Source organism: Soonwooa sp. (assembly GCF_032062245.1).
Lineage (GTDB): Bacteria > Bacteroidota > Bacteroidia > Flavobacteriales > Weeksellaceae > Soonwooa.
The window spans coordinates 52,807-66,429 of sequence record NZ_DAMBQF010000004.1 but is presented as its reverse complement, the minus strand read 5'-3'; the positions used below and the strand labels follow the sequence as shown (position 1 = coordinate 66,429).

Sequence of the window (13,623 nt, the reverse complement as noted above, 5' to 3'; positions counted from 1 at the left end):
ACTATCAAAAATTTCTATTATTTCCTATATTTGCAGTTATGGAATATAACACCCAAAGAAATGCGCTTCAGATGCCACAATATGGCAGAATGATCCAAGAGATGGTAGAAATCTGTAGAACACTACCAACCAAAGAAGAGCGAAATGATGCCGCAAGATCCATTATAGAATTTATGGGACAGCGCAACCCGCATCTGCGTGACGAAGAAAATTACAAACACAAACTTTGGGATCATCTATTTATTTTAGCCAATCATGATCTCGATGTAGATTCGCCATATCCGATTTTGACACCGGAAGAATTAACGACCAAACCTAGAAAAATGCCGTATCCGTCTTATGATAACGAATACAAATTCTATGGTAAAAGTATTTTGCAACTTATCGAACGCGCTATTGTTCTTGAAGATGGAGACGAAAAAGATGCCTTAATACAAGTGATCGCAAATAACATGAAAAAATCTTACAATGTTTATAATAAAGAACATGTACAAGATGATGTTATTATCCGTCATTTAAAGGATTTATCACAAAATAGACTCGATTTGACAGGTATAGATTCTTTGGATAAGAGTAAAATCTATTACAATAACAATCGTAATAATAACAAAAATAACAGAAACCAAAACACAAATAACAACGCGAAAAAAAGACATCACCACAACAACCAAAATAATCAAAACAATCAGAAAAATAACAGAAAATAATGAACGGAGCTTTTGAAATACGAGGAGGAAAACAACTACATGGCGACATTACACCGCAAGGTGCTAAGAATGAAGCGCTTCAGATTCTTTGTGCTGTATTGTTAACGGACGAGGAAATTAGAATTAATAATATCCCTGACATCCATGATGTTAACCGTTTGATTGAAATTTTGGGTGACTTCAATGTGAAAATCACAAAAAATGGTCATGGTGATTACACCTTCAAAGCGGACGAAGTTAATTTTGATTACATAAAATCTCCTGAGTTTAAAAAAGATGGTGCAAAACTTCGTGGTTCTGTTATGTTGTTAGGTCCAATGTTAGCGCGTTATGGCGAGGCTTATATGCCTACGCCTGGCGGTGACAAAATCGGAAGACGTCGTCTGGATACGCATTTCCAAGGTTTTGTTGAATTGGGCGCTGAATTTTCTTATGATGAGGAAGAACAATATTATTCTTTAAAAGCGAAAGAACTACAAGGGAAATTCATCCTTTTAGAAGAAGCTTCCGTTACAGGAACTGCCAATATCATTATGGCAGCGGTTTTAGCAAAAGGAAAAACAAGAATCTACAACGCAGCATGCGAGCCTTATCTGCAACAACTTTGTAAAATGTTGAATCGCATGGGCGCAAATATTTCGGGGGTTGGATCTAATCTTTTAACGATTGAAGGTGTGACGTCACTTCGCGGGACAGAACATACGATGCTACCTGATATGGTGGAAATCGGTTCTTGGATTGGTCTTGCTGCAATGACTAAGTCTGAAATCACCATTAAAAATGTTAACTGGAATCAGCTAGGAATTATTCCTGATACATTTAGAAAACTTGGGATCCAATTAGAGAAAAGCGGTGACGATATTTTTATCCCAGCGCAAAAACATTATAAAATTCAGAAGTTTATTGACGGATCGATTTTAAATATTTCTGATGCGCCTTGGCCAGGCTTTACGCCAGACTTGTTGTCAATTATTTTGGTAGTTGCGACGCAAGCAAAAGGTACTGTTTTGGTACATCAAAAAATGTTTGAATCAAGATTATTCTTCGTTGATAAATTGATTGATATGGGAGCGCAAATCATCCTTTGTGATCCACACAGAGCCACAGTTGTTGGACTAAACCACGAAACACCTTTACGAGGAACAACAATGATTTCGCCAGATATTCGTGCAGGAAATGCCTTGCTAATTGCAGCGCTTTCGGCGGAAGGCAAATCAACCATCCACAATATCGAACAAATCGATCGCGGTTACGAAAACATTGATGGTCGCCTTAAAGCGCTTGGCGCAGATATTAAGAGAATCTAATTCTAAAAAATAAACAAAAGACATTCTGAAAAGGATGTCTTTTTTGTTTTAAAACAAATATGTTCCAGGAAAATTCATTAATTTTAAATCAATAAAAAAATAAAATGATGGACAAAAAACATATTGACATTTTTGTAGGAAGTCTTAGAAAAGAAGCTTTTTCAAAAAAAATTGCAGAACAACTAATTGCTTTATCTCCAAAAAATTTGACTTTAGAAATTATCCCAATCGGACAATTAGCTTTGTACAATCAGGATTTTGATGACCACGATGAAGCGCCAGAGAATTATAAAGAATTTCGTGAAATCGTAAAAAAATTGGATGCTTGTCTTTTTGTAACGCCAGAATACAATCGCGGCATACCAGCAGTTCTTAAAAATGCCATCGATGTCGCTTCTCGACCAGGTGGAAAAGGCGTTTGGGGCAAAAAACCTGGCGCAGTTATTAGTAGTTCTCCTGGCATGTTGGGCGGTTTCGGGGCTAATCACCATCTAGGTCAGACTCTGACATCGGTTAATATCTACACGATGCAACAGCCAGAGATTTATTTAAGCCAAATCGGAAAAGCTTTTGATGAAAATGGAAAACTAGATGAACACACAACTGAATATCTTAAAAAATTTATGACCGCTTTTGTTGATTGGTGCACTATTTTTTGGAAATAAACTCTGAATTAAACATCTTTTGAAACGTTTCAAATTTGTTTTAATAATACTAAGTCTATTAATTATTTTGCTGATAGGCTTATTTTCGTTTTCGAAACCGAAAAAGATTCTCATTGCAGAATACAACCCACAGTACCTGTCGATTTATCCAAAAATAAATTTTATAAAATTCGAAAATAAAGATTTTTTAATAACAGAAATTTATAAATATCGGATAAATCTTTTGACGGAAATTCAGTTTTCGGGAGGTGAGGGTTTTGCAACTCAAAAAGTAGATATCTCTGATTTTATTAAAACCAAAGAAAAAGCAGGCTTTCCAAAATTTTCAAAGTCAAAAAGAAAGACAACGAGATTATTTAAAACTCCGAAGTTTATCCAATTACAGAGCAACGTCAAGACAGTATTTTTTCAAAAATTAATGAAAATAAAATAATCTTGTTTATAAATTAGATAGCATTAATAGAGCTTACCATCCGCCGCCACCGCCACCGCCGCCAGATGAACCACTTCCCCTAGAACCGCTAGAGCTAGAACCTCCCGAATAAAAACTCGACGATGAGGATCTAGAAGATGAGGACGAATCTGATGAGGAAGACGTAAAACTCGCTGGTGCAGGAGGATTACTAGACTCTAAAACCGACATCGAAAATGCCGAAGCAAAAGTAGAATCAAAAGCAAATTCAGAAAACTCGGTTGTAGCAACCAAAGATGATTTTAATGAACTTCTGAAGCGCTGTCCCCAGATATCTTGAACATCAAGAACAATGGCATAAGGCAAAAATTTATCTTGAAAAGATGTTTATCCAATTAAAAAACTCAGGATTAAAACCAAGTGCAGACTATATTCTTCTGACCGGAAAAGATTTTGAAACAGGTAAAAATGTGAGCGAAAAAGTGAAAATTTAATCTAAAATTTTGATGCGTTCTAGCTTTTCAGAAGCTGCCAATCCATTGGGATTACACCCCAACTTACCTTCTGGAACTTCGAGATTTTTCTTTTGATAAAAATCTTTCCAGAAAACATTTGTTACACCAGTTTTTGGATCGACAAACGTCATAGGTTCGAGTATAAAAATATCATCTTTTCGAAAAGATCGTTCGATAAAATCTGAGCAATAATAAGCGTTTTCACTTAAAATATAATCAAAATTATAAGGCTTTCCGACCAAAGAATTTGCTTGTTCTATCGCATAAGGAATACTTTTCTGAAATGGATTTTTTAAACGATAAACTACAATATGTTGACCTTTTTGCTTTTGTTCTTTCACAAAATCTGACATCGCTTGTCGTTGAGAACCGCCTCGTGGCGCAGCATGCAATACAAAATAATCTTTTCCAGCTTTTTCTACCAAGCCGATATGATCATAATTGGCGCTTTCTTCTTTTTGTGTCACATTATTAATTGCCCCAGAAAGTCCCTCCTGTTGTGCCGTTACAAAAAGCAAATCTCCGTTTTCCACACCTTTATATTTTACATGAGAAGCACAACTTACTATTATTAAACATAGTCCAACAAAGAATAATTTCAGTTTCATACCGCTTCATTTTTACGATTGCAAATTTACAAAAGCATTTTAAAACTTTTGAAAACCGATGCTTTAAGCGTTTAAATATTATTAAATTTGATGCAAATCCTTTTTTTATGAAAAAACTCTTACTTCCTTTTTTACTGATTAGTGCTATGACAATGGCTCAAAAAAAATATGTTATGGTCATCCACGGTGGCGCTGGCACAATAACTAAAGCCAATCTAACACCCGAAAAAGAAAAGGAATACCGTGATAAACTTACTGAAGCGTTGCAAAAAGGCTATTCTGAACTCAAAAACGGAAAATCTTCATTAGACGCAGTAACAACCGCAATTATGGTGATGGAAGATTCGCCTTTATTTAATGCAGGAAAAGGCGCCGTATTCACCAACGAAGGCAAAAACGAGTTGGATGCATCGGTGATGACAGGCAACAATCTAAAAGCTGGCGCAGTGGCTGGTGTAACTACGATTAAAAATCCTATTCTTGCGGCAAAAACTGTTATGGAAAAATCTGAACATGTAATGATGGCTGGCAAAGGCGCGGAAGATTTTGCAAAATTACAAGGTTTAGAAATTGTTGATCCTAACTACTTTTGGACCGAAAAAACTTGGAATAGTTTACAAAAAATGAAAGTTAAAGAATCTGAAAAGAAAATTTCGGCAACGCAGCAAAAACAACCAGATTACTTTTTAATCGATCAAAAATTCGGGACCGTTGGCGCTGTCGCTTTGGACAAAAACGGCGTCATCACCGCAGGAACTTCAACTGGTGGTATGACCAACAAAAAGTATAATCGTATCGGCGATTCTCCAATTATCGGCGCCGGAACTTATGCTAATGACCAAGTTGGACTTTCAGCAACAGGTTGGGGCGAATTTTTCATCCGTACAGTGGCATCCAAAACTGCAGCCGATCGTATGAAGTTTTTAAAAGAAAATGTTAAAGATGCCAGCCAAGCAAGCATCGATGAAATCGGAAGATTAGGCGGCAGCGGCGGAATTATCGCTTTGGACAAAGACGGAAATATAGCGATGCCTTTCAATACAGAAGGTATGTATCGTGGCGCGGTAACCGACAAGGGTGAAATTGAAGTCTTGATTTACAAATAAATTCAAAATAAAAAACTCAGCAAAGCTGAGTTTTTTATTTATCGTTTATAGTTTGATTCGTAACAGTTAATCCAATCTTTAGCAGTCATTTTTTGACAAAGTTCAGCGATTAAATCTAATGGTATATCATCCATCTTTTTGAATCGAATGCAAGATTTTCCCATGTCCAATTTTCGTTTAGAATGCTTTGGATATTCTTCCACAAACCAATCTAACAAATCAGGTTTTGCATAAATTCCCATGTGGTACAAAGCGATAAAATTCTTTTGCGATGCCAAATTAATAAACGGTAAAGGTGTCCCAGGCGCACAATGATAACCCGCGGGATAATCTTTTAAAGGCACTGCCCAACCTAGCATTCCGTAGCTTGTGATATTTTCAAAACCTTTTGGAAGATTTTTATTGATGACATCAATCATTTGTCTAATAATCTCTTGACGTTCTTCAGGAATTTTAGAAATATAATCTTCAACAGTTGTCGCTTCTATTTGCATACTGGTTCTAAATTTTAGTTTAAGGAAAAAATGAAGTTTAAATTTAGAAAATTAAATCTTATTTTTGCCATACAAATTTTTGAAATTATGCCAAAAATATCACAACGCGCTAAGCACATGCCTGCTTCGCCAGTTAGAAAATTAGTTCCTTTCGCTTTACAAGCCAAACAAAAAGGTACAAAAGTATACCATCTTAACATTGGGCAACCTGATATCGAAACGCCTCAAACAGCTATAGATGCTATTAAAAATATCGATTTAAAAGTTCTAGAATATGCACTTTCTGAGGGAAATCTTGAGTATAGAAAAGCCTTAACAACATATTACAATACATTAGGTTTCGAAGATATTACACCTGATAACTTCATTGTAACTAACGGTGGATCAGAAGCTTTAAACTTTGCAATCTCAACGCTTTGTGATGACGGGGACGAAGTAATTATCCCTGAACCTTATTATGCGAATTATAATGGTTTCACAAGTACATTTAATGTGAATGTTGTGGCCATCCCATCAAGTATTGACAGTGGTTTTGCGTTGCCGCCGATGGAAGAATTTGAGAAAAAAATCACGGATAAAACGAAGGCAATTATCATCTGTAATCCTGGTAACCCAACAGGATATCTTTACACCAAAGAAGAATTGCAACAATTGGCGGACATCGCTCTTAAACACGATATTGTTGTGATTTCGGATGAAGTCTACAGAGAATATGTCTACGATGGCAAGCAACAAATTTCGATGTTGGCTTTCCCAGAATTGTCAGAAAACTGCATCATAATTGATTCTGAATCAAAACGTTACTCGATGTGTGGTGTAAGAATCGGTTGTATGATTACTCGTTCTAAAAAAATACATGATGCCGCAATGTTGTTTGCACAAGCGCGACTAAGTCCAGTATTATTGGGACAAATTGCTGCAGCTGCGGCACACGTTAACGACGACGCCTATATCCGTGGTGTTCGTGAAGAATATACAAAACGTAGAAATCTTTTAGTTGACTTGTTAAACAAAATCCCAGGTGTTATTTGTCCTAAACCAAAAGGTGCTTTCTATTGCGTTGCAGAACTTCCTGTTGATGATACTGAAGAGTTTGCACAATGGCTTTTGGAGAGTTACTCTAACAATGGAGAAACTATTATGGTAGCGCCGGCTGGAGGTTTTTATAGCAATCCAGAATTAGGAAAAAAACAAGTTAGAATTGCTTACGTTCTAAAATCTGAAGATCTAAAACGTAGTGCAGAGATTCTTCGAGATGCTCTTAAAGTCTACAACGACAGATAAAATAAATAGTGAAGCGGGAAAATTTTCCCGCTTTTTTTATGATGCTTTATGAAGTCAATTTCTTTTAATTTTGATAATTTAGCAGTTTCAAATTCTAAGAATGATTCAGAAAAATCTTTCCCTAAAAGCTTTCAACAGTTTTGGTGTTGAAGCGAAATCTAAATATTTTGTAACAATAAAATCTGTTGAAGCGCTTCTCGAGGTGCTTCAACATCCCGAAATCCCAAACGAAAATATATTGTTTTTGGGTGGCGGAAGCAATATTCTTTTAACAAAAGATTTTGATGGTTGTACAATTCAATTAGATTTAAAAGAAATTTCTGAAAAAAAACTAGACGATAATCATGTTTTGGTGACCGCCAATGCTGGTGAAAATTGGCATCAATTTGTACTTTATTGTTTAGAAAAAAATTATGGCGGCTTAGAAAATTTATCTTTAATTCCTGGAAATGTTGGCACATCGCCGATGCAAAATATTGGCGCTTATGGTACCGAAATAAAAGATATTTTTGAATCTTGCGACGTTCTTAATCTTGACTCTTTAGAAGTTGAAACTTTCGATTTAGAAAAATGTAGATTTGGTTACCGCGATTCTATTTTTAAACAAGAAGGAAAAGGTAAATATGTTATTTTGAATGTTACTTTTCGTTTGACAACGCATCAACATCACATCAAAACCGAATACGGCGCTATAAAAGCTGAACTCGAAAAAATGAATATAGAGCATCCGAGCATCCAAGAGGTTTCTAAAGCTGTGATTGCGATTAGAGAAAGCAAACTCCCGAATCCTAAAGAAATTGGAAATGCCGGAAGTTTTTTCAAAAACCCAACAATTCCGTTAAGTCAATTCGAGGTTTTAAAAGATAAATTCCCGAACATACAAGGTTATCCAAATGGTGATTGGGTAAAAGTTCCTGCAGGTTGGCTCATCGAACAATGTGGCTGGAAAGGCAAACAAATTGGAAATGTTGCGACGCATCATCTTCAGTCTTTGGTGATTATCAATAAAACAGGAAATGCGACTGGCAAAGAGATTTTCGATTTTTCAACAGAAATTATTAATTCGGTTAAAGAAAAATTCGGAATTAAGCTTGAACGCGAAGTAAATATTCTTTAATGCAAACCTTTTAAAATTAAATTCCGAAAATAGATTTTAGAATAGTTTTCTTAATAATTTAAAAACAAAAGGATAAAATAACTATTTTTAAAAAAAATTAAAATACAATTATCCAAACTATTATTTAAACATGAAAATCTGCGTTCTCGGAGCTGGCAATATGGGCGTCTCCTTTTCTAAATCTTTTTTAAAGTATGAACTTATCAAAGCTTCCGACCTCGAACTAATTGTTAGAAGCGATAACAAAGCCGAAAAACTACAATCAGAATTCCCGAAGTCTCATGTTAGCACTTTTGATAAAGTTGAAAACATCGAGGCTGATCTCATCATTTTAGCCGTAAAACCGCAAGATTTTCAATATGTTGTAGAACATCTTCCATTCAAAATAAAAGAAAATCAAATGCTTTTATCCATAATGGCTGGTGTCAAAATCGAAAAAATTCAGAAAGCATTTAATCATAAATTGGTAGTTCGTGCGATGCCAAATTCGCCAACGCTACTCGGCATGGGCATTACAGGTTACACTGCTGCTGACGGCATCAGTTTTAGTCAACTTATCAATATCGAGCGACTACTCAACAGTACTGGGCGTTCGGTTTACTTGGAAGATGAAGAGCAATTGGACGCTGTGACCGCGCTTTCAGGAAGTGGACCTGCTTATTTTTATTACATTATCGATGCGATGATAAAAGCAGGAATGGAAATGGGCATCGAAGAAAATCTTTCGAAACTTTTTGTTAAACAAACGATGTTGGGCGCTTATCACCTTATCAACACTTCGGACAGAAGTTTGGAAGATTTAATAAAAGATGTAGCATCCAAAGGCGGTACGACAGAAGCTGCACTCAAAAGCTTTAACGAAAATGAATTAAAATCTAGTATTGAAAAAGGAATTTTAGCCGCCAAAAAACGCTCGAAAGAACTTAATGCTTAACAACAAAAATCCGCTCAAGAAAATTCATTAATAAAAATCCAAGACTCATCCCAATTGAGTTAAGGATAATATCATCGATATCAAAAACACCGAGCCTTGTAAAATATTGCAAGGCTTCAACAATGATTAAAACGAATAAAAAACTAAGAATCAAGGTTTTGAAATCGTAAAATTTTGGGAAAATCCAAGCTAAAAATCCGAAGGGTAAAAACATCAAAAAATTCCCGAGGATGTTGATGAGAATATCTTTTAAAAAAAATGAATTCTCAACAAATTGTATCGTCGACGCCAGCGGTGTTAATCTTACAATGTTAATCGACATCACTTCTCGACCAAAGCCCAAAAACATAAAGTACAACAACAAAATCGTGTACGGAATGATGAGAATTCGATAAGTTGTTTTTAAAAGTTTGAGCATTACTTTTTAAAGATAAAATAAACTGCGAGAATCAAAAAACCAAAACCGATAAGATGATTCGTGCGAAGTGTTTCATTTTTAAAAACGAAAATAGCAAATACTGTAAAAACACTTAACGAGATAACTTCCTGTATTACTTTCAGTTGCCAAAGATTAAAAGGACCGCCATTTTCTTTAAAACCCATTCTGTTTGCAGGAACTTGTAAAACATATTCGAAAAAAGCAATGCCCCAACTTATCAAAATAATGCTGATAAGACCGAGGTTTTGAGACCAATTCATGTCTTTAAATTTGAGATGTCCGTACCACGCCAAAGTCATGAAAGTGTTGGACAAAATCAAAAGTCCAATTGTTAAGATTACTTTTCCCATAAACGTTTAAATATCATTGCAAAAATAAAGTTTAGAAGATTATATTATCGTATTTTTGAGTCAAATTTTAGCAATGAAGTATATCATCCTAAGTTTAATTTCCGCGTTATTATTTTGTGTATCTTGGCCAACTTACGGCGTACCTTATTTTATATTTTTCGCATTTGTACCTTTACTTCTTGTCGAACATGAGATTTCAAAATTTAGTAAAATAAAACATAAATCTTGGGCAGTTTTCGGCTTATCCTATTTGGTATTCATCATTTGGAATATCGTCACAACTGGTTGGCTGTACAACTCACTAAATCCCGATGGGAGCCATTCTATGATGGCTGTTGTTTTCCCAGTTGTTGTCAATTCTTTGTTGATGTCGTTGACGTTTCAGTTTTATCATTGGTATAAAAAAAGTCAAGGGACTTATTTTGGATTGGTATTTTTCGTGGCGATTTGGATGGTTTTTGAAAAATTCCATTTGAGTTGGGAATTGACTTGGCCTTGGTTAAATCTCGGAAATGTTTTTGCTGATCAACATCAATTTATCCAATGGTATGACACTTTAGGCGCAACTGGCGGCAGTCTTTGGATTTTGCTAATTAACGTTTTAGCCTTTTACACCATCAGAATTTGGGAAGCTGGTAGACAACGAAAATCTTTAATTATTAATAGTTCTTTGGTTGTTGGATTGACGGTTTTCCCGATGTTGATTTCGTACTTGATGTATATTAATTACGAAGAAAAACCTGTCGGAAGCGTTAATGTAGCGATGTTGCAGCCCGACCTCGATCCGTACCACGAAAAATATGAAAAAGATAGCGTTGCGATTGTGTCTGAATTGTTGAGTATTGCAGGACAACATTCGGTGCTGAAGGATAGTCGCGATCCAGATAAAATCGATATTTATCTCGCTCCCGAAACGTCATTTCCTGGCTACGGAAGCATCAGCGAACGTGGCTTTCATAATAGTTTGTTGATTAATGACATCAAATCATTTTTAGCACAACATCCCAAAACTTTGTTTATGGGAGGCGCTTCGACTTATTATATTTATCAAAACGAAGAAGAAAAAAATCAAAAATCGAAAACTGCAAGTTTCGTTGAAGGACGTAATTTTTGGGTTGATGATTATAATTCGGCGGTGCAAATTATCCCAAATCAAAATGTTGAAGTCTACCATAAAGGCAAATTAGTGCCCGGTGTCGAGATTTTCCCTTACATAAATGTCTTAAAACCAGTTCTCGGTAATGCGATGTTAAATATGGGTGGAACTGTTAGCTCTCTTGGTATTGATAAAGAACGAAAAGTATTTGCAAATCCTTTTAACAAAGCGAAATTAGGGCCTGTTATTTGTTATGAAAGCATCTATGGCGAATTCACTAATGATTACATTAAAAAAGGCGCAAACCTACTAGCCATCGTTACCAACGACTCTTGGTGGGGTTATTCACAAGGTCATAAGCAGTTGTTGGCTTATGCTAAACTTCGTGCTATTGAGACACGTCGAGAGATTGTCCGTTCTGCAAACAGCGGAACTAGTGCCCATATCAACGCACGCGGTGACATTGTTGACGAACTTCCGTATGGTGCGCAAGGCGCTTTAACTGCGCAAGCAAATCTTTTGGAAGGCGAAACTTTCTATGTGAGAACAGGCGATTTGTGGTCGCGAATTTGCATGTTTGTTGTTGGGTTTTTGATTTGTTTTATTCCTGGAAGAAAATATCTGAATCGTAAATAAAACACCTTGGCCATTCAAGATTTTATCACACAAATTTGGGCTAAATCGACTGGTCGACAACTCAGTTCTCCAGAAGATGATTGGTTGCCTGGACCGACTGGCGATTCGGAGTTCCAAATAAATTATGCTGACAAAATGGCAAAAGAAGACAATTTGTATTTGGACGAAAACAGTCTAGAATCAGGATTATTGGAAGATGATCTCTTTTTTAAAACAGAATCTGATTTAAAAATTGATCCTAAGATTTTAGATTTTTACCAAAAAACATCCAATTATAATTTTGGAATCGAAGCTAGCTGGAATCCTTTTTTTAAAGTCTTTTCGAATCTACTTCAACAGCTTTTTAGCAATCGATTGCAACAGCTTAATTTGCCATCAAAATCTGCTGACCTCAACACCAGTTTTATTAGTAGCATTTTGAAACTTAAAAACGATTCCGACGACAGAACGGTTTGGACCATTTGGAATCGTAAATCCGCAAAAACCAAAAAGTTAATTTTTTCTGGAATTTATACGTTTTGTAAAATTAAAAACAAGGATTTTTTCAAAATCATTTTTCCGTTACCGCATGGTAATGTAAGTGTTCTTTTGGAAAAAGAAATTTTAAAAGATGGAAGTTTGGTTTTAAAATCGAATGGAAAATAATTTGGAGAGTCTGGTTTTTATTTTGTTTTAAAAGATAAAAAAGACCATTTCTATGGACTATTTGTAAAGACGATGCACGAGCGATTAGATTTAAAATTTAATAAAGACAAACTGCAAATCGACGCTTTACAACAATTTTCTATTTGGGGAATTACTTTTTTAAAACTGAAATATACGATTGAGGAGAAAGTGAATAAGTCTTGTTTTTAACCAAAAAAGTTTTGATTTAATAAAAAAAATAAAATAAAACCACAAAAGTTTTTTAAAATTCAGAAAAAATATAGAAAAATTTAAGACTAAAATTTACTTAAAAGTGTTCCAACGTGGGATAATTGCTAATAATCCTAATCCAACGAAGAAAAATAATACACTGACATCCGAATATAAAAATGTTGACAAAAAGTAATTGTGTATTAAAAAATGGGCAACCATGAATATCGGAAACGCATAAACGCCAATCTTTTTCCACATCGCGATAAGCACCAGACTAAGCAATACCAATGCATCTACAACTAAAACGATATAAAAATACCAAGTCGGGATATTAATGTCTTTATGTTGGGTAAACTCGGCTAAGTCGGTATTAATAGACAAATAAAAATGTAACGCAAGGAATATTAAAATTCCGTAAAAAAATCTGTTTGAAGCCCAGCTTTTATCGTATGTTGTCGTCGTCTCGTTCATGCTATAAAGATAAAAAGGGCATTTGAATAAACAAAGCCCTTTTCATTAAGTTTTGGATGATAAAAATTATATCGATACTGCGTTGATCAATCTGTTTTTGTCACTTAGGTATTCTTCCATCGAAATCATACTTTCAGTTCTCATAACATCTTGGATATCATCAATTTGATATATAATACGCTTAGCATCTTCCGTATTTTTTGCTCTTACTTTACAAAAGATATTGTATTTTCCAGAGATAACACTTGCTTCAACAACATTCGGAATTAAAGAAAGTTCTTTAAGAACATCTTGCGTTCTGTTAGATTTTGTTAAAAGGATACCTATAAAAGCTGTAAAGTGGTAATCTAATTTGCCGTAATCGATATTAAGAGACGAACCCAAAATAATCCCTGCATCTTCCATCTTCTTCACTCTCACGTGGATTGTACCCGCAGAAACGTCCATTTGCTTAGCAATTTCCGTAAACGGCATTCTCGTGTTTTCTACCAAAAAATCTAATATTTTTTTATCGATCTCGTCTAGTTGGTAATTCATAACTATTTAAATATTGTATTGTTAAAAATTCTAAGAATCTTTTGCAAATTTATAAAAAATCATTAAAATAAAAAAAACACGAAATAA

General features: G+C 35.0%; 17 protein-coding genes. 10 read left to right on the top strand and 7 right to left on the bottom strand.

What is annotated here, in order from left to right:
* Positions 1–38: 38 nt before the first annotated feature.
* The 3 genes from RT037_RS03965 to RT037_RS03955 all read left to right on the top strand — a co-directional run bounded on the left by RT037_RS03965 (position 39) and on the right by RT037_RS03955 (position 2,679).
* A complete protein-coding gene (locus tag RT037_RS03965; RefSeq protein ID WP_313028320.1) occupies positions 39–707 on the top strand; it encodes a DUF4290 domain-containing protein in 669 nt (222 codons plus the stop codon).
* Positions 707–2,014, top strand: a complete 1,308-nt coding sequence (gene murA, locus RT037_RS03960; protein WP_312324409.1) for a UDP-N-acetylglucosamine 1-carboxyvinyltransferase — start codon at positions 707–709, stop codon at positions 2,012–2,014. The genes RT037_RS03965 and murA overlap by 1 nt, the downstream gene beginning before the upstream one ends.
* Before the next feature lie 104 nt (positions 2,015–2,118).
* Entirely contained in the window at positions 2,119–2,679 is a 561-nt protein-coding gene (locus tag RT037_RS03955; RefSeq protein WP_313028317.1) for an NADPH-dependent FMN reductase, read from the top strand.
* A gap of 466 nt (positions 2,680–3,145) precedes the next feature.
* Here the strand turns inward: RT037_RS03955 and RT037_RS03950 are convergent, their stop codons facing one another.
* Positions 3,146–3,457 (bottom strand): hypothetical protein, encoded by a 312-nt coding sequence (locus RT037_RS03950; RefSeq protein WP_313028314.1) that lies wholly within the window; start codon positions 3,455–3,457, stop codon positions 3,146–3,148.
* A gap of 17 nt (positions 3,458–3,474) precedes the next feature.
* Here RT037_RS03950 and RT037_RS03945 point away from each other — a divergent pair, with 17 nt between their 5' ends.
* Entirely contained in the window at positions 3,475–3,585 is a 111-nt protein-coding gene (locus RT037_RS03945; protein ID WP_313028312.1) for a hypothetical protein, read from the top strand.
* Here the strand turns inward: RT037_RS03945 and RT037_RS03940 are convergent.
* Complete coding sequence (locus RT037_RS03940; protein ID WP_313028311.1) at positions 3,582–4,214, bottom strand: YiiX/YebB-like N1pC/P60 family cysteine hydrolase; 633 nt, start codon at positions 4,212–4,214, stop codon at positions 3,582–3,584. The genes RT037_RS03945 and RT037_RS03940 overlap by 4 nt on opposite strands.
* A 107-nt stretch (positions 4,215–4,321) precedes the next feature.
* Between RT037_RS03940 and RT037_RS03935 the strand changes: the two genes are divergently transcribed.
* Positions 4,322–5,320 carry an isoaspartyl peptidase/L-asparaginase gene (locus RT037_RS03935; protein ID WP_313028309.1) on the top strand — a complete coding sequence of 333 codons (999 nt, stop codon included), beginning with the start codon at positions 4,322–4,324 and terminating at the stop codon, positions 5,318–5,320.
* Positions 5,321–5,358: 38 nt separating this feature from the next.
* Here RT037_RS03935 and RT037_RS03930 read toward each other — a convergent pair whose 3' ends face one another.
* Positions 5,359–5,814, bottom strand: a complete 456-nt coding sequence (locus RT037_RS03930; protein WP_312324717.1) for a DUF1801 domain-containing protein — start codon at positions 5,812–5,814, stop codon at positions 5,359–5,361.
* A gap of 87 nt (positions 5,815–5,901) precedes the next feature.
* Here RT037_RS03930 and RT037_RS03925 point away from each other — a divergent pair, with 87 nt between their 5' ends.
* The 3 genes from RT037_RS03925 to proC all read left to right on the top strand — a co-directional run bounded on the left by RT037_RS03925 (position 5,902) and on the right by proC (position 9,149).
* Complete coding sequence (locus RT037_RS03925) at positions 5,902–7,098, top strand: pyridoxal phosphate-dependent aminotransferase (protein WP_313028433.1); 1,197 nt, start codon at positions 5,902–5,904, stop codon at positions 7,096–7,098.
* A gap of 100 nt (positions 7,099–7,198) precedes the next feature.
* Positions 7,199–8,215, top strand: a complete 1,017-nt coding sequence (murB, locus tag RT037_RS03920) for a UDP-N-acetylmuramate dehydrogenase (protein ID WP_313028307.1) — start codon at positions 7,199–7,201, stop codon at positions 8,213–8,215.
* A gap of 130 nt (positions 8,216–8,345) precedes the next feature.
* Positions 8,346–9,149, top strand: coding sequence for a pyrroline-5-carboxylate reductase (proC, locus tag RT037_RS03915; RefSeq protein ID WP_313028305.1), 804 nt, complete (start codon positions 8,346–8,348; stop codon positions 9,147–9,149).
* On the opposite strand, the gene RT037_RS03910 is transcribed toward proC, so the two are convergent.
* Together RT037_RS03910 and RT037_RS03905 are read right to left on the bottom strand one after the other, a co-directional pair.
* Complete coding sequence (locus RT037_RS03910) at positions 9,139–9,567, bottom strand: VanZ family protein (RefSeq protein ID WP_313028303.1); 429 nt, start codon at positions 9,565–9,567, stop codon at positions 9,139–9,141. The two genes, proC and RT037_RS03910, sit on opposite strands and share 11 nt — an antisense overlap.
* Entirely contained in the window at positions 9,567–9,938 is a 372-nt protein-coding gene (locus RT037_RS03905) for a DMT family protein (protein ID WP_312323113.1), read from the bottom strand. Before RT037_RS03905 ends, RT037_RS03910 begins: the two co-directional genes overlap by 1 nt.
* A 73-nt stretch (positions 9,939–10,011) precedes the next feature.
* Between RT037_RS03905 and lnt the strand changes: the two genes are divergently transcribed.
* A complete protein-coding gene (gene lnt / locus RT037_RS03900; RefSeq protein WP_313028300.1) occupies positions 10,012–11,670 on the top strand; it encodes an apolipoprotein N-acyltransferase in 1,659 nt (552 codons plus the stop codon).
* 6 nt (positions 11,671–11,676) lie between these two features.
* Positions 11,677–12,315: a hypothetical protein gene (locus tag RT037_RS03895; RefSeq protein ID WP_312323115.1), complete on the top strand. Its 639-nt coding sequence runs from the start codon at positions 11,677–11,679 to the stop codon at positions 12,313–12,315.
* A gap of 303 nt (positions 12,316–12,618) precedes the next feature.
* On the opposite strand, the gene RT037_RS03890 is transcribed toward RT037_RS03895, so the two are convergent.
* The gene (locus RT037_RS03890) at positions 12,619–12,999 is read right to left on the bottom strand and encodes a hypothetical protein (RefSeq protein WP_312323116.1); all 381 of its coding nucleotides are present in this window, start codon (positions 12,997–12,999) and stop codon (positions 12,619–12,621) included.
* 66 nt (positions 13,000–13,065) lie between these two features.
* Positions 13,066–13,536, bottom strand: coding sequence for an Lrp/AsnC family transcriptional regulator (locus RT037_RS03885; protein ID WP_079666753.1), 471 nt, complete (start codon positions 13,534–13,536; stop codon positions 13,066–13,068).
* Positions 13,537–13,623: the final 87 nt, after the last annotated feature.